Annotated in this window: 18 protein-coding genes and 1 tRNA gene; 11 read left to right on the plus strand and 8 right to left on the minus strand. The window is 68.1% G+C overall.

Features of this window, described 5'->3' with window-relative positions; all coding sequences use genetic code 11:
* The first annotated feature begins 153 nt into the window (after nt 1-153).
* The 3 genes from CAL25_RS23175 (at nt 154) to CAL25_RS23185 (ending at nt 2,900) form a co-directional block, all read left to right on the plus strand.
* Nucleotides 154-1,161 carry a Bug family tripartite tricarboxylate transporter substrate binding protein gene (locus CAL25_RS23175; protein ID WP_094804482.1) on the plus strand — a complete coding sequence of 336 codons (1,008 nt, stop codon included), beginning with the start codon at nt 154-156 and terminating at the stop codon, nt 1,159-1,161.
* Nucleotides 1,162-1,168: 7 nt separating this feature from the next.
* Nucleotides 1,169-2,359: an alpha-hydroxy acid oxidase gene (locus tag CAL25_RS23180; protein WP_094804484.1), complete on the plus strand. Its 1,191-nt coding sequence runs from the start codon at nt 1,169-1,171 to the stop codon at nt 2,357-2,359.
* A gap of 181 nt (nt 2,360-2,540) precedes the next feature.
* Nucleotides 2,541-2,900, plus strand: coding sequence for a hypothetical protein (locus CAL25_RS23185; RefSeq protein WP_212590933.1), 360 nt, complete (start codon nt 2,541-2,543; stop codon nt 2,898-2,900).
* A 159-nt stretch (nt 2,901-3,059) separates the two neighbouring features.
* On the opposite strand, the gene CAL25_RS23190 is transcribed toward CAL25_RS23185, so the two are convergent.
* A tRNA-Phe gene (locus CAL25_RS23190) sits at nt 3,060-3,135 on the minus strand.
* A 333-nt stretch (nt 3,136-3,468) separates the two neighbouring features.
* The gene (locus CAL25_RS23200) at nt 3,469-5,271 is read right to left on the minus strand and encodes a solute carrier family 23 protein (RefSeq protein WP_170948584.1); all 1,803 of its coding nucleotides are present in this window, start codon (nt 5,269-5,271) and stop codon (nt 3,469-3,471) included.
* A gap of 267 nt (nt 5,272-5,538) precedes the next feature.
* Between CAL25_RS23200 and CAL25_RS23205 the strand changes: the two genes are divergently transcribed.
* Nucleotides 5,539-6,522 carry a Bug family tripartite tricarboxylate transporter substrate binding protein gene (locus CAL25_RS23205; protein ID WP_094804488.1) on the plus strand — a complete coding sequence of 328 codons (984 nt, stop codon included), beginning with the start codon at nt 5,539-5,541 and terminating at the stop codon, nt 6,520-6,522.
* A gap of 18 nt (nt 6,523-6,540) precedes the next feature.
* Here CAL25_RS23205 and CAL25_RS23210 read toward each other — a convergent pair whose 3' ends face one another.
* The 4 genes from CAL25_RS23210 to CAL25_RS23230 form a co-directional block, all read right to left on the minus strand.
* The gene (locus CAL25_RS23210) at nt 6,541-6,900 is read right to left on the minus strand and encodes a Rap1a/Tai family immunity protein (RefSeq protein ID WP_094804490.1); all 360 of its coding nucleotides are present in this window, start codon (nt 6,898-6,900) and stop codon (nt 6,541-6,543) included.
* A 128-nt stretch (nt 6,901-7,028) separates the two neighbouring features.
* The gene (locus tag CAL25_RS23215; RefSeq protein ID WP_212590934.1) at nt 7,029-8,132 is read right to left on the minus strand and encodes a hypothetical protein; all 1,104 of its coding nucleotides are present in this window, start codon (nt 8,130-8,132) and stop codon (nt 7,029-7,031) included.
* A gap of 112 nt (nt 8,133-8,244) precedes the next feature.
* Entirely contained in the window at nt 8,245-8,925 is a 681-nt protein-coding gene (locus tag CAL25_RS23225; protein ID WP_094804496.1) for a GntR family transcriptional regulator, read from the minus strand.
* A 370-nt stretch (nt 8,926-9,295) separates the two neighbouring features.
* Nucleotides 9,296-10,966: a thiamine pyrophosphate-binding protein gene (locus tag CAL25_RS23230; protein ID WP_094804498.1), complete on the minus strand. Its 1,671-nt coding sequence runs from the start codon at nt 10,964-10,966 to the stop codon at nt 9,296-9,298.
* Nucleotides 10,967-11,123: 157 nt separating this feature from the next.
* Between CAL25_RS23230 and CAL25_RS23235 the strand changes: the two genes are divergently transcribed.
* The 4 genes from CAL25_RS23235 to CAL25_RS23250 are packed head-to-tail and all read left to right on the plus strand — an operon-like array spanning nt 11,124 to nt 14,477.
* On the plus strand, nt 11,124-11,903 hold the full coding sequence (locus tag CAL25_RS23235) for a GntR family transcriptional regulator (protein ID WP_249279214.1): 780 nt from the start codon (nt 11,124-11,126) through the stop codon (nt 11,901-11,903).
* Between the two features lie 31 nt (nt 11,904-11,934).
* On the plus strand, nt 11,935-12,858 hold the full coding sequence (locus CAL25_RS23240; RefSeq protein WP_094804500.1) for an NAD(P)-dependent oxidoreductase: 924 nt from the start codon (nt 11,935-11,937) through the stop codon (nt 12,856-12,858).
* Nucleotides 12,855-13,214, plus strand: coding sequence for a RidA family protein (locus tag CAL25_RS23245; protein ID WP_094804502.1), 360 nt, complete (start codon nt 12,855-12,857; stop codon nt 13,212-13,214). Before CAL25_RS23240 ends, CAL25_RS23245 begins: the two co-directional genes overlap by 4 nt.
* A 27-nt stretch (nt 13,215-13,241) precedes the next feature.
* Complete coding sequence (locus CAL25_RS23250; RefSeq protein WP_094804504.1) at nt 13,242-14,477, plus strand: pyridoxal phosphate-dependent aminotransferase; 1,236 nt, start codon at nt 13,242-13,244, stop codon at nt 14,475-14,477.
* A 113-nt stretch (nt 14,478-14,590) separates the two neighbouring features.
* Here the strand turns inward: CAL25_RS23250 and CAL25_RS23255 are convergent, their stop codons facing one another.
* Both CAL25_RS23255 and CAL25_RS23260 read right to left on the minus strand, forming a co-directional pair.
* Nucleotides 14,591-14,998, minus strand: a complete 408-nt coding sequence (locus CAL25_RS23255; protein WP_094804754.1) for a carboxymuconolactone decarboxylase family protein — start codon at nt 14,996-14,998, stop codon at nt 14,591-14,593.
* Nucleotides 14,999-15,047: 49 nt separating this feature from the next.
* Complete coding sequence (locus CAL25_RS23260; RefSeq protein ID WP_094804506.1) at nt 15,048-15,986, minus strand: LysR family transcriptional regulator; 939 nt, start codon at nt 15,984-15,986, stop codon at nt 15,048-15,050.
* A 178-nt stretch (nt 15,987-16,164) separates the two neighbouring features.
* On the opposite strand from CAL25_RS23260, the gene CAL25_RS23265 reads away from it, so the two are divergent.
* The 3 genes from CAL25_RS23265 to CAL25_RS23275 are packed head-to-tail and all read left to right on the plus strand — an operon-like array spanning nt 16,165 to nt 20,683.
* A complete protein-coding gene (locus tag CAL25_RS23265) occupies nt 16,165-18,303 on the plus strand; it encodes a 3-hydroxyacyl-CoA dehydrogenase NAD-binding domain-containing protein (RefSeq protein ID WP_094804508.1) in 2,139 nt (712 codons plus the stop codon).
* Nucleotides 18,296-19,477, plus strand: coding sequence for an acetyl-CoA C-acyltransferase (locus CAL25_RS23270; RefSeq protein ID WP_094804510.1), 1,182 nt, complete (start codon nt 18,296-18,298; stop codon nt 19,475-19,477). The genes CAL25_RS23265 and CAL25_RS23270 overlap by 8 nt, the downstream gene beginning before the upstream one ends.
* 9 nt (nt 19,478-19,486) lie before the next feature.
* Nucleotides 19,487-20,683 carry an acyl-CoA dehydrogenase family protein gene (locus CAL25_RS23275; protein WP_094804512.1) on the plus strand — a complete coding sequence of 399 codons (1,197 nt, stop codon included), beginning with the start codon at nt 19,487-19,489 and terminating at the stop codon, nt 20,681-20,683.
* Nucleotide 20,684 lies beyond the last annotated feature (1 nt).

A 20,684-nucleotide genomic window follows, 5' to 3' on the forward strand; every position in this document is an offset into this window, starting at 1 on the left:
CCCCAAACGCTCTGGACGATCCGAACGCTCTGAACGACCCGGACGATCCGAGTGATCCGCACTACCCGAACGACCCGCAGCACGGCCGTACCTGCACGACCCGATACATAAAAAACATATCAAGTCGCAGCCGCGACATTACGGAGACAAACCATGCCGCATCCCCTGACCGCGCAGACGCGCCGGCGCCTGCTTGGCGCCACCCTGGCCGGTGTCATCGCCGCCCCGTTGATGATGGGCGCCGCCGCCCATGCCGCCGACGCCTATCCCAGCAAGCCGACCACGATCCTGGTGGGCTTCTCTGCCGGCGGCGCCGTCGACAACGTCGCCCGCCAGCTCGGCCATGGCCTGGGCGCGGCCTTCGGGCAGACCTACGTCATCGAGAACCGCGCGGGCGCCACGGGCACCATCGCCGCCGAGGCGGCATCGCGCGCCCAGCCCGACGGCTACACGCTGCTGCTGGGCACGCAATCGACGATGGTGGTGGCGCCGGGCATGTATCCCTCGCTGCGCTTCGATCCGATCAAGGATTTCGTGCCGGTCTCGCTGGTGGCTTCGGTACCGCTGGTGCTGGTGGTTCACCCGTCCTTGCCGCTCAAGACCGTGCAGGACGTGATTGCGTACGCCAAAGAGAAAAACGGCGAGCTGACCTATGCCTCGTCCGGCCTGGGCGGCCCGCAGCACGTTTCGATGGAACTCTTCAATTCCATGGCCGGCGTGAAGATGGTGCACGTGCCGTATCGCGGCGAGGCCAACGCCATCACCGACGTGCTGGGCAACCAGGTGCCGCTGATGTTCAGCAACCTGCCCACGCTGCTGCCGCACATCAAGAGCGGCAAGCTGCGCGCGATCGCGGTGTCGGGCCTGGAGCGCTCGCCCACCGCGCCCGAGATCCCCACGGTCGCCGAGTCGGGTCTGAAAGGCTTCGAGGCGCTCACGTGGTTCGGCCTCTATGCACCGCAAGGCACGCCCGACGCGGTCGTGAAGAAGCTGGAATCCGGCGTGAAGACCGCGCTGGCCGATCCCGCCACGCGCACGAAGATGGGCGAACAGGGCATGAAGATCGAGGGCCGCGACAGCGCCGCCTTCAAACAGTACATGCAGACCGAGAGCGTGAAGTGGGGCGACCTGGTCCGCAAATCTGGCATCAAATCGGAGTAATAGAAGCATGGCTCAAGCTGCACCGTCCTCTTTGCCACGCCGCCTGCGCGGCGTGCTATCGCTGGACGATTTCGAAGCCGCCGCGCGCCGTCATCTGCCGCGGCCGGTCTTCGGATACCTGCGGGCGGTGGCCGAGACGGGCGCGTCCTACGACGAGAACCGGAACGCGTTTCGCGACTACGTGTTCCGGCCGTCGGTGATGGTGGACGTGTCCCGGCGCAGCACCGCCATCACGCTGTTCGGCCAGGAGTATGCCGCGCCGTTCGGGCTGTGCCCGCTCGGCCTGTCGGCGCTGTCGGCCTATCGTGGCGATGTCGTGATGGCGCAGGCCGCGGCCGAGGCGCGCGTGCCCATGATCATGAGCGGCTCGTCCCTGATCCCGCTCGAGGCCGTGGCAGAGGCGCATCCGCAGGCCTGGTTCCAGGCCTACCTGCCCGGCGACCGCGCGGCCATCGAAGCCCTGATCGACCGGGTCGCCAGGACCGCGTTCCAGACGCTGGTGGTGACCGTCGACACGCAGGTCAAGCCCAACAGCGAGACCATGACGCGCAGCGGATTTTCGGCGCCGATGCGCCCCAGCGTCAGCCTGGCGTGGCAAGGCATCACGCATCCGCGCTGGCTGTTCGGGACCTTTCTGCGCACCCTGTGGCGGCACGGCATGCCGCACTTCGAGAACAACTACGCCACGCGCGGCGCGCCCATTCTCTCGCCGAGCGTGATGCGCGATTTTGCCGAGCGCGGCAACCTGAACTGGGAAACCCTGCGTGCGATCCGCGCGCAGTGGCGCGGCCGGCTGGTCGTGAAGGGCGTGCTGCGCGACGACGACGCACGCCAGGCCCGCGATGCCGGCGCCGACGGCATCATCGTGTCCAACCACGGCGGCCGCCAGCTCGACGACGCCATCGCACCCTTGCGCGCCCTGCCCGAGATCGTGCGGGCCTGCCCGGACATCCCGGTGATGATCGATAGCGGCGTGAGGCGCGGCACCGACGTGCTGAAGGCATTGGCGCTGGGCGCGAAGTGCGCATTCGTCGGGCGGCCCTTCGGCTATGCGGCAGCGGTGGGCGGCATGCCCGGCCTGCGGCACGCGATCGGCCTGCTGTCGGCGGAAGTGTCGCGCGATATGGCGATGCTGGGCGTCACCGACGTGGCGCAGCTGGATGCCGCGCGGCATCTGGCGCGGCGGGACGGTGATTAAGAGCAGCCACCGGGATCACAGACACGTTGGCCGACCCCGTACGCACCACGCGCGACGTGGATGCCGTGTTGGAGGCCAATCGCGCCATGTTTCATCGCTTCGAAGAAGCCATGCGGCACGTCGGTTCTCCCGCGATGTGAGTAGCGAGCTCATTTGCCGCTGGGTCCGCAAGGAATCTGGTGTGCTCTTTGACCTCGTGCCCGTGCACCCGGACGTCCTGGGCTTCTCCAATCGCTGGTATCCCTATGCGGTCGAGACCGCCGGCATCATGGACCTTGGCAATGGCATCAGGATCAAGCCGATGAGCGCCGTGGCCTTTATTGCCACCAAACTGGAAGCTTTCGTTGGTCGAGGCGGCGGCGACTTCATGAGCAGCCATGACATGGAAGATGTATTGAACATCATCGACGGACGCGAGGAACTTGCCGGAATTGAGCGCCGCACCCGTCGACTTGCGCCGAGCCGTGGGCGCGACGTTCGCACGACTCATCGAGAATCCCGACTTCGGCAACATACTGCCAGGCCTTCTTTCCGAACCTGAGCGCGCCGACCTCGTCATGGAACGCCTGAAGAGATGCAGCCAATGAGCCTTCACCAGAACATCACCGCTGAGGCGACCTGGCTGTGCGATCCATTGGCACACTGAATGCACAAACGCAAAAAACCCAGCGCGAAGGCTGGGTTTTTTGACTTGAATCTTTGGTGGCCTGGGGCGGAATCGAACCACCGACACGCGGATTTTCAATCCGCTGCTCTACCAACTGAGCTACCAGGCCAACGCGAAGAACGAAACTATACATGAAATTTCGCGCGTGTGCACGGATGCTGGCAAAAAGTTTGCGAGGATTCGACGGCGGGACGGTCGGCCACCGGAAATTGCGCAGGCCTTGAGCAGCCATGACGGCACGCGAGCGGCCGGTCGACCCGCGCCAAATGCCGGCTGGACCGGCCAGTGCGTGCTCTCGAAGCAGCGAATCACCGACGGGCACGACGGCAAACGCCTATGCCAGGACTTCGAGTCCGTACTTTTGAACGACCTGGAGCAATCGAGCCGCGGGGCCACTCGGCTGCTTCGCGCCCGACTCCCACTTCTGCACGGCGGCCAAGCCTCAGTGATCGAAGTGCAGCCTCAGATACGCCTGCCCATTGCGCTCGCCGGTGGTGACGCGGTCGGTGAGGCGTTTGAGGAGGGCGGTAGAGACGCCGGCCAGCGCGGCGTCCAGGGCCGCGTGGAAATTGGCATCGTCGGTGTCGAGCAGGTGCGCGGTGTCGGCCGGGACGCCTGCGAGCGGTAGCGGCGGGCCGCTGTGCAGGAGTTCGATGTCGAGGTTGAACTCGTCGAAGGTGCCGCGCACCTGGAGCAGCCGGCGGCCGTCGGCCTGGCCGATGGCTTCGACGCCTTCGAGGGCCGCGGCGGCGGCGCGGTGGACGATGTCGCGGCGGGCGCCCCACACGCCGCCCTGGTGCTCGACGAACTGCACGATGGCGGTGGCCGCGTCGGGCGGGGGATGGGGATAGTCGGCCGTCGACTCGGGCAGCGGATCGATCGCCCGGGCCGCGCGGCGCGAGGTGCCGAGCCGGAAGATCATGTTCAGCAAGATGGCGATGATGCCGCCCAGGATCACGCCGTTGCTCACGACAAACTGCAGCACCTCGGGGGCATGCCGCGGCAGCGCGGGAAGCAGGATCACGCCCATGCCGGCCACGACCGACAGGCCCACCATGAAGATGGCGCGCGAGTCCATGGCGCGCGAGGCGATCAGCTCGACGCCGGAGACGATCAGGTAGGCGGCGGCGTAGATCTCGACGGCGCCGATCACCGGCGTGGGGATCAGCGTCAGGGCGAGCGTGCCTTTGGGCATGAACGCCACCAGCGCCAGCAGCGCGGCGGCGGCGATGCCGACGTAGCGCGAGGTCGAGCGGCTGATGTGGCAGAGCGCGATGTTCGCCGACGACGTCGAGCTCGGCAGGCCGCCGAGAAAGCCGCCTGCGATGGCCGAGATCGAGCCGGCGCGGATGCCGCGGCCCACCCGGCGCATATCGGCGCGGCGCCAGTCGGCATCGTCCATCTTGTTCATCAGGATCACGGTGCCGAGCGTGTCGAGTTGCACCATCAGCGAGAGCAGCGCCACGGCCAGCAACAGGCCGAGATCCACGTTGAGCACCGGTACCGGCAGCGCCGGCAAGGCAAAGAGCGGCGCGGCCGCGAGCAGCTCGCCGCCTGAGAGGCGACCGAACAGCGCCGCCACGACGACGCCGGCCAGCAAGCCGCTCAGCAGCGCGAAGAGCTTCATGCGGCGCGTGCCCCACACCGACATGCCGACCACCACGGCCAGCGCCACCGTCGTGATCAACACCGCGTGCAGATCGAGCGGCCCGCCGTCGCCCATGCCCGTGCTGTGCTCGAGCGCGGGCGTCACGAGCGACAGCCCGGTCAGGCACACGACGACGCCCGCCACCGTGGGCGGAAACAGCGCGCGCAGGCGCGGCAACACCTGCGCCACGAAGAATCCGACCAGGCCGTTGACCAGACCCGCGGCCACCAGCCCGCCCGGGCCGTAATGCACCAGGATCGCGGCCGCCGTCATGATGATCACGGGATCGGGGATGTGCACGATCAAGGCGCCCGCCCCCACGCGGCCGCCCCAGGCCTGCAGCAGGGTCGCGAGCGCCATCCCGAGGACGGTGGCCGTGACCAGGCTGTTGGTGGCGGCCAGCGGCAACTGCGCCATGTGTGCCGCCACGAGCACATACGCGATCAGCGCCAGCGCGGTGGCGGCGTGCTGCATGCCCAGGCCGAGCAGCGCGCCGGACGGCGGCAGGTCGGGCGCGGCGTAAACGAGATCGGCGGGCCGCTTCTGCGGCGGCAGAGGCGGCAGACGCAGACGCGATAACAGGGAGGAGACGGACACGGACGACACCCGATGGCGTATGGCGGGCCCGCGCGACATGCACACGCCCAAAGGGCGTGAGTAACGCGAGTCGCGCTTCGGTTCCACGCCGCGCGTGGCCGGACCCAGGCGGCGGGCACGGTGGCCGCCGCCTGGGTCCGGGGCGCGTGGCCGCCACTGATCCCGCGCCATAAGCTTATTGCTCGTCGGTCTAGCCCCGCGTGGTGGCAGGCGCGTGCTTTCCGGGACAATGGCGGCCCTTGCACGTTGCCTCACCAGAAGAAGTCCATGATTCAGAAAGCCCTGCTCGCCGCCAGCCTGTCGCTCGCGGCCGCCCCGTTCTTCGCGGCTCCGGCCAGCGCCCAGGACAACTACCCCTCCCGCCCGATCACACTCGTCATCCCCTACCCTGCCGGCGGCGCGACCGACGCGCTGGGCCGCGTCGTGGCCAAGCAGTTGGGGCAGGAGCTGGGACAGACCGTGGTGGTCGAGAACCGCGCCGGCGCGGCGACTGCGATCGGCGCGGGCTATGTGGCGCGCTCCGCGCCCGACGGCTACACGCTGCTGGCCGGCCCGGGCACGACGTTTACCGTCAATCCGGCCATCCAGGCCAACCTGCCCTACGACCCGGTCAAGAGCTTCGACCCCATCGGCATCATCGGCCGCACCGGCCTGGCGCTGCTGGCCAATCCGAATGTGCCGGTCAAAACCCTGCCGGAATTCGTGGCCTACGCCAATGCGCACAAGAGCGAGCCGCCGCCGTACGGCTCGTTCGGCTCGGGCTCGTCGGCCCACTTCATGGCCGAAGCCTTCATTCATGCCGCGAAGCTGCAGATGACGCACATCCCCTACAAGGGCAGCGCCCCCGCGATGACCGATCTGATCGGCGGCCAGATCCCGTTCGCGGTCGACACGGTTGCGGCGGCCCTGCCGCAGAGCAAGCAAGGCAAGGTGCGCGTGCTCGCGATCTCGAGCCCGGCGCGTTCGAGCCTGATGCCCGACGTGCCGACCTTTGCCGAGCTGGGTTACCCGTCGGTGGCGATGGATTCGTGGTTGCTGATCGCCGCGCCCGCGGGCCTGCCGGCCGACGTAAAAGCGCGCCTGGAAAAGGGTCTGGGCACGGCCGCCAACTCCCCGGCCGTGCGCGAGACGCTGGAGAACCTGGGCTTCGAATCGGGTTTTGTCGGCGCCACGGAAAGCGCCGCGTTGATTCAGAAAGAGCTGCCGCAGATGAAGGAACTGGCGCAGCGCGCCAACATCAGCCCCAACTGAACGCCGCAGCCGCCGTGTTCAGCGGCCGCCGGCCGGCGTTGCGCACGGGAACGCGCGCCGCAGCGCCTGACCCGTGAGCGTGGCCGCGTTGCCGCGTAATGCGTTGGCCGGCAGATCGGTGAGATAGGTGTGCACGCGGTCCACCAGCTCGTGCGGCAGCACGCCGGTGCGTGTGCACCACAGGCGTCCTTGGCTCAGATCGGCCACTCCGACCACATAGGCCTGTCCGAAGGCCGCCGACGCGCGCTGGCGCTGGCCCACATCGGCATTGCCCGACGGCATGTTGCCCTCGATCGCGGCCAGCAATTCGGCGCCGCTGAAATGGTAGGTGCGTGGCGCCTGCTCGGCATGCGCCACGCAGGCGGTCAGCGCCAGCAACCCGGCCGCGGCGCACCGCAAAGCCGACAGCCGCGCCCGCCGGGGTTCGGCATGTAAAACCAACTGCGCCGCCTGGCCATCGCGGGTTGCGAGGCTAGCGGGTGATGTGCGCATAGCGCGTCCTGCCATCATTGACTCCAGTCAAAAGTGAGGTGCTGCAGATCGAGCCAGGCGTTGCCGGTGCCGAAGTTGTAGCCGCCGAAGGTTTCTTCGAACTCGATGTAATACGGGCTGATCCCGTCGGGAATGGCCTGCGCCGGCCGCATGGTCCCACCGATATGGTTGGGCTTCAGGTCGCGCGCCCACGCATGCTCGCGGTAATGCTCGCGCGCGACCTGCCCGCCCTCCCAATAGAACTCGCGCTGATACTGCCCCTCGCCGGCCGGCGGATCTTCCAGCGGTGCCAATCCGGCGTTGGGGTCCGTGCGGCGCGGCGACCAGGCGATGGCGCGGTTATAGCCGGGGGTGCGCCCGGGATCCTCGCCGATGATCTCGCGGTAGAAACCCTGGTCGATCGGCGGCGACAATGCGTGGTCATAGCCCCAGAACGCCGCCGCCGAGCCCACGTTCATCCACGCAGGCGCGCGCAGTCGGTCGCGATAGCGGTTCGGCTCGAGCGCGGGCGGCTCGCAGAACTCGCCCTCGAACGAGGCCTGCGTATGGAAAATCACCGCATACGGGCAGCCGAGCAGATCCCGCATGCGGTGCAGATGCGGGTGCGCGCTCTGTTGCGCGCGCCAGAACGGCAGCAGCTCGGGATCGGCGGGCACGTCCATGCCGTCGCGCCAGCTGTCATAGAACGCTTTGACTTCCGCGACCTCGGCCGGTCCGCCGTCATTGTGATCCGGCGCGATGCCGAAGAACGACAGCGCCACCAGATCCGCGCCCCGCACTCGATACTCGGGCGGCAGCAACAGCGTGAATCCGTGCGAGAGCGGGTAGCCGTTGGTGGGGTCGAGCGGCCACTGCGCCGGCGTGATGCCGGGCGGCAGCCCGAAGCACCAGCCATGACCGCGCGGTCCATCGGCCGGCACGCTGCGATGTTCGATGACGAGATCGTAGGCCTGCATGCGGGAAGCGCTCCTGGAGGGGGTGGCCGCCGAACCCGGCCACGGAAGGCCCAGCGCCAGGCCGCCCATCATGGCGAGGAGGCCGCGGCGACAGGCGTCGGGCGCATCGCCGTGCGTCACGGAGCGGATCGGGGATCGGACGGCGGGGTCGGGCAGCGACATGGCGAAACGGCCGGCGTAACGAGAGCGTCCGAGTGTACGCAGGTCGCCCCGCCCACGACGTCACAAGTCGCAACGGCTTGCTGCGCCCCGCATCGCGCGCCGGCGCGGTCGCTCAGGCGGGGATGCCGCTCATGTAGATCTGCGCGTAACCCTCGCGGATCGCCACCACGATCTGGTCCATGCGGCGGCCGATGTGCTTTTCGAGAATCGCGACACAGGCGGCTTCGTCGCGCGCGAGCAGGGCATGCGCCAGCCGGCGGTGCTCGTCCTGCGAGGCGGGGCGGTCGGCGCGTTTCATGTCGATCCAGCGCACGAAGCGGATGCGCGCGTTCACGTTCTTCAGTACGCGCAGCATCTCGACGTTGTTCGACATGCCGAGCACGCGCTCGTGGAACATCTCGTCGAGATCGACCAGCTCGGCGATGTCACGTTCACCGGCGTCCGGGCCGGTGGCATCGAGAAAGTCGATCAGCGCACGGATGTCGGCCTCTTCGGCGCGCTCGATCGCCAGCTTGATCGCCGACACTTCGATGGCCTTACGCAGCTCGTAGAGATAGAAGATCTCGTGCACATCGAGATCGCGGCAATAGAAGCCCTTGCCGGGCAGGAAGCGCAGCAGCCCTTCGATGCTCAGGCGGTTCAGCGCCTCGCGCAGCGGCGTGCGCGACACGCCGAGCTGCTTGGCCAGCGCCACCTCGTTCAGGCGTTCGCCGGGCTTGAATACGTAGCCGATCGCCATATGGCGGATCTGCTCGTAGACCTTGTCGACGACGCTGTCACTGGTAGCGCTCATGAATTCTCCGGACGATGACACGTAAGCCTTGCACCCGGCCAGGGGGTGGGCGATGGCCCCTCACCCGCCGCGGGCAAAACGACGCACAGCGCGCGAAGCCGGGGGTTTCAAGGCAGACCGTGCGGTCCGGGCGGGATCAGGATCGGCCGCCGCGGCGCACGGCGGGATATTAGTCGATCCGCCGGCCGTGCGAACGCGGCGCGCCCGGGATTCGTCGAGGGAGGAGTGACAGGACGCGACGGCGGGAGGCCGCCGCGGTGCGCAGCGGCGGGGGCACTGGTCGGCCGCACCTCGCCGGCCGCACCTTGCCAGCCGCACCTCGCCAGCCGCACCTGGCCAGCCGCGCCTCCGCGGCCAGCCCCCTTACGGCTCAGCCCTTGGGCGTGAAGTCGCGGGCGTGCGATTGGGCGCGGGGATCCAGCGTGCAGTGCAGGATGGCCGGCTTGCCGCTGGCCAGCGCACGCTCGAAGGCGGGCGCGAACTGCTCGGTGGTTTCGACGCGTTCGCCGTGGCCGCCGAACGCCACCGCCATCGCGGCGAAGTCCGGGTTCGACAGCTGCGTCGCCACCACACGCCCCGGGTAGTCGCGCTCCTGGTGCATGCGGATGGTGCCGTACTGGCCGTTATCGAGCACGACGACGATGATCGGCGCGTTGTACTGCACCGCCGTGGCGAACTCCTGGCCGTTCATCAGGAAGCAGCCGTCGCCCGCGAAGGCCACCACCGCGCGGTCGGGCAGTTGGCGCTTGGCCATCACGGCCGCCGGCACGCCGTAGCCCATCGAGCCACTGGTGGGTGCCAGCTGGGTGCCGTAGCGGTGGAAGCGGTGATGACGGTGCAGCCAGCCGGCGTAGTTGCCCGCGCCGTTGCAGATCACGGCATCGGCGGGCAGGCGGTCACGCAGCCAGGCCACCACCTCGCCATATTGGAAGTCGCCGGGCAGCTTGCGCGGCACGTCGGTCCAGGCCAGGTATTCCTCGTGGGCCTGGGCGGCGCTGCCGGCCCACGCGGGCGAGGCCGGCACCTGCACCTGCTCGAGCGCGGCGGCGAAGCCGCGCGGCGAGGCAAGAATGGCCAGGTCGGGCTGGTACACCCGGCCCAGTTCCTCGGCGCCCGGATGCACATGCACCAGGGTTTGCTGCGGCACCGGCACGTCGAGCAGCGTGTACGAGGACGACGGCATCTCCGACAGGCGGCCGCCCACCAGCAGGATCAGGTCGGCCTCGGTGATGCGGGCCTTGAGCTTGGCGTCCGGGCCGATGCCCAGATCGCCGGCGTAATTCGGGTGGTCGGCGTCGATCAGCGAGGCACGACGGAACGAGGTTGCCACCGGCAGCTGCGCACGCTCGGCAAAGCGGGCAAACGCGGCGCAGGCCTGCTCGTCCCACCCCGAACCGCCCAACACGGCGATGGGCTTGCGCGCCTTGGCCAGCAGACCCGACAGCGCCTGCAGATCGGCGGGCGCCGGCCAGGCGAGCGCGGGCTCGACGCGCGGCGCATCGACCACCTTGGCCACCTCGACCAGCATGTCCTCGGGCAAGGCGATCACGACCGGGCCCGGACGGCCCTGCATCGCCACGCGGAAGGCGCGCGCCACGATTTCGGGCACGCGGGCGGCGCTGTCGATCTCGACGGTCCACTTGGAGATGGCGCCGAACATGCCGCGATAGTCGATTTCCTGAAACGCCTCGCGCTCTTTCATGGCGCGGTCGACCTGGCCGATGAACAGAATCATCGGCGTGGAGTCCTGCATTGCAATGTGCACGCCATGGCTAGCGTTGGTGGCGCCGGGGCCGCGCGTGACGAAGCAGATGCCCGGACGGCCGGTCAGCTTGCCGTAGGCCTCTGCCATGATGGCCGCGCCGCCTTCGTTGCGGCACGAGATTACCTCGACGCCGCTGTCGTAGAGCGCGTCGAGCGCGGCGAGATAGCTCTCACCGGGCACGCAGGACACGCGTTCCACGCCCTGGGCGAGCAATTGATCGATGAGGATTTGGCCGCCGGTGCGGTCGGCAAGCGAAGCGGAACTGGCAGAGGTCATAGCGGGCGTCTCGGAATGAGCAAGGGTGAAAAAATGATAGCACTTGACTGCATACAGTCCAAGCATCATCATCTGTATGCAGCAACGGATACAGCAGTTTTTTCTTGCCCCAGGGCAAGCTGTGTCGTCAGAATTACGCCGACTTATCAAAGACTTGATGCCGCCCGCCCCGCTGCGGGCCGCCACCGCCAGGATCCCCGGCACCACCATGACCGCCGCGCCCGCGCCCCACGCCAGCAACATCTATGACCGCATCAAGGTCATGGCGACCACGTTTCGCCTGCGTCCGGGCGAGCGCATCAACGAGGTGGAGCTCGCGCGACGCCTGGGCGTGTCGCGCACGCCCGTGCGCGAGGCGCTCAATCGCGTCGCCGCCGAGGGCTTTCTGGTGGCCACGCCCAGCCGGGGCTACACGGTGCGCACGCTCGATGCCCAGCAGATCCTGGCGCTCTACGAGTACCGCGCCACGGTCGAGCTCGGCATCGTGCGCGCCGTGTGCAAGCGCGCCACCGACGACGAACTCGCCGCCCTGCTCGAGCTGGCCGAGTTGCATCGCGATGAGCCCGAGACCGACGGCCAGGCGATCCGTCTGCTGTGGCGCGACGAAGAATTTCACGAGCGCATGGCCGCGCTCACCGGCAATGCCGAGTTTCAGCGCTCGATCCGGTCCATCAACGAGCGCATCCGGTTCGCGCGCTGGATGGATCTGCGTTCGCGCCGCTCGCTCACGCACAACGACCATCCCGACATCGTGCGCGCCCTGATCGCCCGCGACCTCGCTCGCGTCGAGGCCCTCATGGCGCGCCACATCGATCATCACCTCGATCACCTGATCGAGCTCACGCGGCGCGGCTACGCCGAGATCTACATGGGCAATGCGCTCGCCGATTACGCAGAAGCCAGGCTGGCCGAAACCAGCCTGTTGCCCCCTGCCTGACACTCACCCCTCGACTCTCTCAAGGATCCCCATGAAAGCTGTCTTCCTCGATGCCAACCCCACGCTGTCCGCCGTGGCCGAACGCCTGCACCGCGCCGATGATCCCAAGCTGGAGATCAATCGCCAGCCCGACATCACGCCGGACCAGATCCCCGCCAAGCTGGGCGACGCCGAGATCGCGATCATCGATCACACCCACCTGCCCACCGACATCGCGCGCCAGTGCAAGGCGCTCAAGCATGTCGTGTTTCTCGGCACGGGCGCGCGTTCGTACATGAACCCCGAAGAGCTGGCCGAGATCGGCATCGAAGTGCACATCATCAAGGGCTACGGCGACACGGCAGTGGCCGAGTGCGCGTTCTCGCTGATGTGGACCGCCGCCAAGGGTTTCGCCAAGATGGACCGCGGCATGCGCGCCGGCAACTGGCTGCGCACCGACGCCGTGCAACTCACCGGCAAGACCATCGGCCTGGTCGGTTTCGGCGGTATCGCCGCTGAAGTGGCTCGCCTGGCGCAGGGCGCCGGCATGAAGGTGCTGGCCTGGAACCGCAGCCCCAAGACCCACGCTGGCGTGACCTTCGTCACCCTCGACGAACTGCTCGCGCAAAGCGACGTGGTGTCCGTGCACCTGCTGCTCAACGACGAAACCCGCGGCCTGCTGTCGGCCCAGCGCCTGCAACAGATGCGCGACGGCGCGATCCTGGTGAACACCGCCCGTGGCGCCATCGTCGACGAAGCCGCCATGATTGCCGCCCTCAAGAGCGGCAAGCTGGGCGCCGCCGGCCTGGACGTGTTCGAAGTCGAACCCATGCCCGCCCAGCACCCGCTGTACGAACTCGACAACGTCGTGCTGTCGGCCCACTCGGCCTTCCGCACGCCGGAAGCCAGCGACAACCTGATCCAGGCCGCACTGAACCACGCACGCCGTGTGAGCGGCCAGGGAGCCCAGCAATGAGCGATCGCCAGCCTATCACCCGCCTCGACCAGAACGCCCGCCGCTCGCGCGCGGTGATCCACAACAACACCGTGTATCTGGCGGGCCACACCGCCGACGACCGTTCGCAGGACATCGGCGGCCAGACCCGTCAGGTGCTGGCCAAGGTCGACGAGATGCTGGCCGCGTCGGGCACCGACAAATCGCGCGCGCTGAACGTGACGATCTGGCTCAAGAGCATGGAAGATTTCGCCGGCATGAATGCCGTCTATGATGCGTGGATCGTGCCCGGCCAGGCGCCGGCGCGGTGCTGCGGCGCCATCGAACTCGCCGCTCCCGACATCCTCGTTGAAATCATGGTCACGGCCGCCGTCTAGCCGACCTCACCTGAAGCAAAGCAAGCCATGTCTACTTCTGCTACCTCCTCGGGCAAACCGGTACTGCGCCGCGCCCGACGCATCGCCAAGATCGAAGTCTCCGAAATCCTGCGCATCGGCGCGCGCGCGGCCCAGCTCAAGCGCGAAGGCCGGGACGTGATCGTGCTCGGCGCCGGCGAACCCGACTTCGACACGCCGGACAACGTCAAAGAAGCCGCGGTCCGGGCGATCGCGGCGGGCGAGACCAAATACACGCTGCTCGACGGCACCCTCGCGCTCAAGACCGCGATCGTGAACAAGTTCAAGCGTGAAAACGGTCTGGAATTCGGTCTGGATCAGGTCACGGCCAGCGCCGGCGCCAAACAGGTCATTCACAACGCCCTGCTCGCCACGCTGGACGACGGCGACGAAGTCATCGTGGTCACGCCCTACTGGACGTCCTACGCCGACATGATCACCATCGCCGGCGGCGTCACGGTGCAGGTGGATGCCCGCGAAGAAAACGGCTTTCTGCTGGACCCGGCCGACCTCGAGCGCGCCATCACCCCGCGCACGCGCTGGCTGATGCTGAACTCGCCGTCGAACCCGTCGGGCGCGGCCTACGACGAAGCGCGTCTGCGCGCCATCGCCGAAGTGCTGCTGCGCCACCCGCACGTGTGGCTGCTGGCCGACGACATCTACGAACACCTGATCTATGACGGCTTCGCCTTCAAGACCATGGTGCAAGTGGAGCCGCGTCTGGCGGATCGCACGCTGACCGTGAATGGTCTGTCCAAGGCCTACGCCATGACGGGCTGGCGCCTCGGCTACGCCGGCGGCCCCAAGGAACTCATCGCGGCCATGGCCGTGGTGCAGAGCCAGAGCACGTCCAACCCGTGCTCGGTCACGCAGGCTGCCGCGATCGAAGCGCTCAATGGTCCGCAAGAGGTCCTGGCCGAGCGCCGCGAGTCGTTCCGCAAGCGCCGCGACCTGGTGGTGGACGCGCTCAACGAGATCCCCGGCATTCGTTGCCGCCGTCCCGAAGGCGCGTTCTATACCTACGCCAACTGCGAGGGCGTGCTGGGCAAGACGACCCCCAAGGGCCAGAAGCTCGAGACCGACGCGGACTTCTGCGCCTACCTGCTCAACGACCACGACGTGGCCGTGGTGCCGGGCAGCATCTTTGGCCTGGCGCCGTACTTCCGCATCAGCTATGCCACGTCCGAGGCACAGCTGCGCACCGCGATGGAGCGCATCGCGCGCGCCGTCAGCGAGCTGAAGTAACCGCCGCTGCCGCGCCGCGCGGCATCCGGCAACAAGCCCGCGCGAGCGATCGCGCGGGCTTTTTTACGTGTGGCGCCGCCGCGCAACCGGCCGCGCCGGCGGCGGTCGGCCCTTCACTTCACCTGGAACGCCTCGTCCACCGGCACCTGCATCGCGGTGACGAGCGCATTGGTCTGCGCGGCCATGCCGATCACCGCCAGCAGCTCGGCATGCGCCCGATCGGTCATGCCTTTGGCTTTGGCGGCGGCGGTGTGCGAATGAATGCAGTACGAGCAGCCGTTCGCCGTGGACACCGCGATGTAGATCATCTCGCGCACCAGCGGCGAGAGCTCGCCCTCGCTCATCATCACCACCTTGAGCTGCGCCCAGGTGCGCGCCAGCGCGGGCGGATCATTGGCCAGTGCGCGCCAGAAGTTGTTAACGAAATCCGATTTGCGCGTGGCACGGATGTCTTCGAACACCGCCCAGGCTTCGGGAATCCTGCGCACTTCATCGTCGCTCAGCAAACGCACGGTCGTCATGGCCTTGCCCTCCAGCATGGCGCGCCAGGCGGCGCGCTCCGTGCAACGACTATATCGCGGCTCGCGCGGCCGGCGCGAGCAAGCCGGGCCGCCCCTCGTGCGCCTCCTGGGCACGCGCCAGGATGTACTCGATCATCATGGCGATCGCGCGGGGATGGTGCCGGTTGGGCATGTACAGCATGTACATGCCCCGCCCGTAAATGCTGAGCCGCCACTGCGGCAGGAGCTGGACCAGATCGCCCCGTGCGATGTCTTCGTGGACCACGTAATCGGGCACCACGCCGATACCGATGCCAGCCTGCACCGCTGCGCGCTGGAAAGGATAATTGCGCGAGACCAGCGTGGGCTCGAGGATGACGTGCTCGCGCGTGCCGCCCCGATAGGCCGACAGGCGCAGTGGCCGCCCGATCACCGCTGCGCAGATCACCGGCAGGTGCGACAGCGCCGCGGGCTCCTGCGGCACGCCCGCCCGGGCCACGTACTCGGGCGAGGCACAGGCCACGTAGCCCACCTGCCCAAGTTCGCGCGCCACGAGATTCTGCGGCGGCTCGGACATGATGCGCACGGCGATATCGACCTCGTTGCGCAGCAGGTCTTCGACGCTGTTATCGAACAGCACGTCGAGCACGATATCCGGGTACTGCTGCTTGAACGCCAGCAACCACGGCTGCATCACGAACTGCCCGTAGCCGCTCGGCACGCTCAGGCGCACGCGGCCCTGCGGCGTCTTGCCCAGCGTATCGATCGACTCGCGTGCGGCCACCAGCTCTTCGCGGATGGCACGTCCGTGCTGATAGAGCTTGAGGCCGACCTCGGTGGGCTCGACATGCCGCGTGGTTCGCCGCACCAGTTGCATGCCCACCGAGCGCTCGAGCTGCGTGAGGTGATAGCTCACGTTGGCGCGCGTCATTTTGAGGCGGCGCGCCGCTTCGCTCAGGTTGCCCGCGTCGAGGATCTCGACCAGCAGGGTCAGGGATTTGGTGTCCAAGCCTTGTCTCTCTCGTGGCGATCGGGGTCAATCGCCTGCATTGTCAAATCTTCTTTGACGCGATGTCAATGACCGATGCCATTGTCAAGAAAGATTTGCTGAGAAAGAATAAAAGCACAACATCATCGACGCGTTTCCCGGCCCAGACCGCAGGCAGCGCGCAAGGAGACATTGCCCGATGGCAGACACCCACGCCACCGGCGCCGTACAGGCGCGCCGGTTGGACACCCTGCTCGTTCTCACGCTCGACTATCCACCCGTGAATGCGCTGAGCGCGCCCGTGCGCCGCGCGCTGCACGACGCGATCACCGCCGCGCAAAACGATGACGCCGTGCGCGCCATCCTGCTCCTGGGCAGCGGCCGCCAGTTCAGCGCTGGCGCCGATATCCGCGAGTTCGGCAAGCCGCCACTATCCCCTTCGTTGCCCGAGGTCTGCAATCACATCGAAGCGAGCGCCAAGCCGGTGATCGCGGCACTGCACGGCCACGCGCTGGGCGGCGGGCTGGAACTGGCGCTGGCCGCGCACTACCGCGTGGCCGCCACCGGCACCCGCCTGGGCCTGCCTGAAGTCACGCTCGGTCTGCTGCCGGGCGCCGGCGGCACGCAGCGCGCGCCGCGCCTGATGGGCGCGGCCCCTGCCCTCGACCTGATGCTGAGCGGCCAACCGATCACCGCGACCCGCGCGCTCGACGCCGGCCTGATCGACGCGGTGCTGACCGACGAGCCGCTCGAAGCCGCGGCCGTCGCATGGATCGAAGCGCGTCTCGCGCTCGGCCTGCCGCTGCGCCCGACCCGACACGCGCGCGGCCTGGCCGACCGGGCCGCCGCCCTCGAGGCCCTGGAGGCCGCCGAGGCACGCAATGCCCGGCAGGCCCGCGGCCTGAGCGCGCCGCCCCGCATCGTGCAGGCGGTGCGCGCGGCGCTCGATCTGCCCTTCGACGAAGGACAGGCCCTCGAACGCAAGCTGTTCCTGGAGTGCGTCGACAGTCCGCAACGCGCCAGCCTCGTGCACGCGTTCTTTGCCGAACGCGAGGCGGCGCGCGTGCCCGAGATCGGCGACGCTTCGCCACGCCCCGTCTCGGTCTGCGGCGTGATCGGCGGCGGCACCATGGGCGCCGGCATTGCCGTCAGCCTGATCGATGCCGGCTTGCGCGTCATCATGCTCGAACAGGACGACGCGGCGCTCGCACGCGGTCGCGAACGCGTGGAGCACGTCTACGCGAGACTGGTTGCGAGCCAGCGCCTGAGCGCGGCGCAGCAATCGGAGCGGATGGCCCGGTTGACCGGCGCCACGCATTACGACGCGCTGGCCGAGGCCGATCTGATCATCGAAGCCGTGTTCGAAGACATGGACGTGAAATGCGGGGTGTTCCGTGAACTCGACCGCGTGGCGCGTCCGGGAGCCGTGCTGGCCACCAACACCTCCTATCTGGACGTGAACCGTATCGCGGCCGCCACCGGCCGGCCGCAGGATGTGCTGGGGCTGCACTTCTTTTCACCGGCCAACATCATGAAGCTGGTCGAGGTGGTCGTGGGTGAGGCCACCGCGCCCGACACGATCGCGACCGGCTTCGCGCTTGCCAAGCGCCTGGGCAAGACGGCCGTGCGGGCGGGCGTATGCGACGGGTTCATCGGCAACCGCGTGCTCGCAGTCTATCGCCAGGCGGCCGACCTCATGCTCGAGGACGGCGCATCGCCCTACGACATCGATGCCGCGGTACGCGAGTTCGGGTACCCGATGGGACCGTACCAGATGGCGGACCTGGCCGGCGGCGATATCGGCTGGGCCACGCGCAAGCGTCGCGCACCCACGCGCGACCCGGCGTTGCGCTACGTGCAGATTCCCGACCGCCTGTGCGAACGCGGCTGGTTCGGCCAGAAAACCGGGCGCGGCTTCTATCGCTACGCGGACGGGGCGCGCCAGGGCACGCCCGATCCGGAAGTGCTCGCGATCATCGACGCCGAACGCGAACGCGCCGGCATCACGCCGCGCGCCTTCACGCAGGAGGACATTATGCGGCGCTACCTCGCCGCGATGATCAACGAAGCCGCGCGCGTGCTCGACGAAGGCATCGCGCAGCGCCCGTCCGATGTCGACGTGGTGTTCCTGCGCGGCTATGGCTTTCCGCGACACCTTGGCGGTCCGCTGTTCCACGCCGATCGGATGGGCCTGCCCAACGTGCTCGCCGATATCCAGGCCTTCGCGCAGGACGACCCGCACTTCTGGCGCCCCGCGCCGTTGCTCGTCGCCCTGGTCGAACGCGGCCAGGACTTTGCCAGTCTCAACTCGTCTGCCACCGGAAAAACCCATGCGTGAAGCCGTCATCGTCGCCACCGCGCGCACCCCCATCACCAAGGCCCATCGCGGTGAGTTCAACTTGATCGATGGCCCGACCCTGGCCGCGCATGCGGTACGGGCGGCCGTCGACCGCGCCGGCGTGGACCCCGACCTGATCGAAGACGCGCTCATCGGCTGCGGCTATCCGGAAGGCACGACCGGCCGCAACGTGGCGCGCCAGGCCGTGATCCGCGCGCAGCTCCCGGTGAGCGTGGGCGGCGCGACCATCAATCGCTATTGCGCCTCGGGCCTGCAGGCTGTGGCGTCCGCCGCCTCGCGCATCATTGTCGACGGCGCCCCGGCCATGATCGCGGGCGGCGTCGAGAGCGTGTCGCAGATCCGCACGCGCGACGACGGCCAGAGCGGCATGGACGCGTGGATTCTCGCGCACAAGCCCGAGCTGTACCTGCCCATGATCGAGACGGCCGACATCGTGGCTGCGCGCTACGGCATCAGCCGCGAAGATCAGGACAGGTTCGCCGCGCAGAGCCAGGACCGTACCGAAGCCGCCCAGGCCGCGGGCCGCTACGCGGAAGAAATCATCGCGGTGACGACGCGCATGCGCGTCACCGACAAGGCGACCGGCGCCACCGAAGAGCGCGAGGTCACCGTCGACGCCGACACCTGCAACCGGCCCGGCACGCGCTATGAGTCGCTGGCCAAGCTCGAGCCCGTGCGTGGCGCCGGCAACAGCATCACCGCCGGCAACGCCTCGCAACTTTCCGACGGCGCCGCGGCGCTCGTGCTGATGGAAGCCGGCGAGGCCGAGCGCGCGGGGCTACAGGCGCTGGGCGCGTTCCGCGGCTTCGCGGTCGCGGGCTGCGAGCCCGACGAAATGGGCATCGGCCCGGTCTACGCCGTGCCGCGCCTGCTGGCGCGCCACGGTCTCACCGTCGACGACATCGATCTGTGGGAACTCAATGAGGCGTTCGCCTCGCAGGCGCTTTACTGCCAGCGCAAGCTCGGCATCCCGATGGAACGCCTGAACGTGAACGGCGGCGCGATCGCGCTGGGCCATCCATTCGGGGTGACCGGCGCGCGCCTCGTGGGCCACGCCCTGCTCGAAGGCCGCCGCCGTGGCGCGCGCCGCGCCGTCGTGACGATGTGCGTGGGCGGCGGCATGGGCGCGGCCGGCCTGTTCGACATTTACTGAAGGAACGAGATGGATCTGGAATTCACCCCCGAGGAACGCGCCTTCCGCGACAGCGTGCGCAGCTTTCTGCGCGAGCATCTGCCGGCACGGCTGTCCGAGAAGGTGCATGGCGGCAAGCACCTGACACGCGAAGACATGGTCGAGTGGCACGCCATTCTGAACGCCCGCGGCTGGCTCGCGAGCCATTGGCCAGTGGAGCATGGCGGCACCGGCTGGACCACCGTGCAGAAATTCATCTTCGAGAATGAATGCGCTCTCGCGGGCGCGCCGCGCATCGTGCCGTTCGGTCTCAGCATGCTGGGACCGGTACTGATCAAGTATGGCGACGAAGCCCAGAAGCGCTATTGGCTGCCGCGCATTCTCAACGGCGACGACTGGTGGTGCCAGGGCTACTCCGAGCCGGGCGCGGGCTCTGACCTCGCCTCGCTCAAGACCTCGGCCGTGCGCGACGGCGACAGCTACATCGTCAACGGCCAGAAGACCTGGACCACGCTGGGCCAGTACGCCAACATGATCTTCTGCCTCGTGCGCACCTCCAACGAAGGCCGCCAGCAAGAGGGCATCAGCTTTCTGCTGATCGACATGAACAGCCCCGGCATCGAGGTGCGGCCCATCATCACCCTCGATGGCGAGCATGAGGTCAACGAGGTGTTTTTCTCGGATGTGCGCGTGCCCGTCGAGAATCTGGTGGGTGGCGAAAACCGCGGCTGGACCTGCGCCAAGTATCTGCTGACCTACGAGCGCACCAACATCGCCGGCGTCGGCCAGTCGACCGCCGCGCTCGCGCGCCTGAAGGCCGTGGCAAGGCGCGAACGCCGTCACGGCAAGCCGCTGGCCGACGATCCCGATTTCGCCGCCCGCATCGCGCGCGTGGAGATCGAGCTCGAGAACATGCGCACCACGAATCTGCGCGTCATCGCGGCGGCCGCCAACGGCGGCGTGCCGGGCGCGGAGAGTTCGATGCTGAAGATCCGCGGCACCGAGATCCGCCAGGAGATCAACGCGCTGCAGCGCCGCGCCATGGGCCCGTATGCAAGGCCCTACATTCCCGAGGCGCTGGAGGCCGGATACGAGGGGCCGCGGATCGGCCCGGACGGCGCCGACAGCGCCGCCGCGCAGTACTTCAACAATCGCAAGCTGTCGATCTTCGGCGGCTCCAACGAAATCCAGAAGAACATCATCACCAAGATGATGCTCGGCCTGTAGG

Origin of the sequence: Bordetella genomosp. 5, assembly GCF_002261315.1 — a bacterium.
GTDB lineage: Bacteria > Pseudomonadota > Gammaproteobacteria > Burkholderiales > Burkholderiaceae_B > Bordetella.

What these genes read in the sequence shown, in the direction of transcription:
- CAL25_RS23235 (WP_249279214.1), top strand. Translation starts at nt 11,124, where the DNA reads ATGCCGCCCGCCCCGCTGCGGGCCGCCACCGCCAGGATCCCCGGCACC.
- CAL25_RS23250 (WP_094804504.1), top strand. Translation starts at nt 13,242, where the DNA reads ATGTCTACTTCTGCTACCTCCTCGGGCAAACCGGTACTGCGCCGCGCC.
- CAL25_RS23180 (WP_094804484.1), top strand. Translation starts at nt 1,169, where the DNA reads ATGGCTCAAGCTGCACCGTCCTCTTTGCCACGCCGCCTGCGCGGCGTG.
- CAL25_RS23205 (WP_094804488.1), top strand. Translation starts at nt 5,539, where the DNA reads ATGATTCAGAAAGCCCTGCTCGCCGCCAGCCTGTCGCTCGCGGCCGCC.
- CAL25_RS23175 (WP_094804482.1), top strand. Translation starts at nt 154, where the DNA reads ATGCCGCATCCCCTGACCGCGCAGACGCGCCGGCGCCTGCTTGGCGCC.
- CAL25_RS23230 (WP_094804498.1), bottom strand. Translation starts at nt 10,966, where the DNA reads ATGACCTCTGCCAGTTCCGCTTCGCTTGCCGACCGCACCGGCGGCCAA.
- CAL25_RS23270 (WP_094804510.1), top strand. Translation starts at nt 18,296, where the DNA reads ATGCGTGAAGCCGTCATCGTCGCCACCGCGCGCACCCCCATCACCAAG.
- CAL25_RS23245 (WP_094804502.1), top strand. Translation starts at nt 12,855, where the DNA reads ATGAGCGATCGCCAGCCTATCACCCGCCTCGACCAGAACGCCCGCCGC.
- CAL25_RS23265 (WP_094804508.1), top strand. Translation starts at nt 16,165, where the DNA reads ATGGCAGACACCCACGCCACCGGCGCCGTACAGGCGCGCCGGTTGGAC.
- CAL25_RS23240 (WP_094804500.1), top strand. Translation starts at nt 11,935, where the DNA reads ATGAAAGCTGTCTTCCTCGATGCCAACCCCACGCTGTCCGCCGTGGCC.
- CAL25_RS23275 (WP_094804512.1), top strand. Translation starts at nt 19,487, where the DNA reads ATGGATCTGGAATTCACCCCCGAGGAACGCGCCTTCCGCGACAGCGTG.
- CAL25_RS23255 (WP_094804754.1), bottom strand. Translation starts at nt 14,998, where the DNA reads ATGACGACCGTGCGTTTGCTGAGCGACGATGAAGTGCGCAGGATTCCC.
- CAL25_RS23215 (WP_212590934.1), bottom strand. Translation starts at nt 8,132, where the DNA reads ATGTCGCTGCCCGACCCCGCCGTCCGATCCCCGATCCGCTCCGTGACG.
- CAL25_RS23225 (WP_094804496.1), bottom strand. Translation starts at nt 8,925, where the DNA reads ATGAGCGCTACCAGTGACAGCGTCGTCGACAAGGTCTACGAGCAGATC.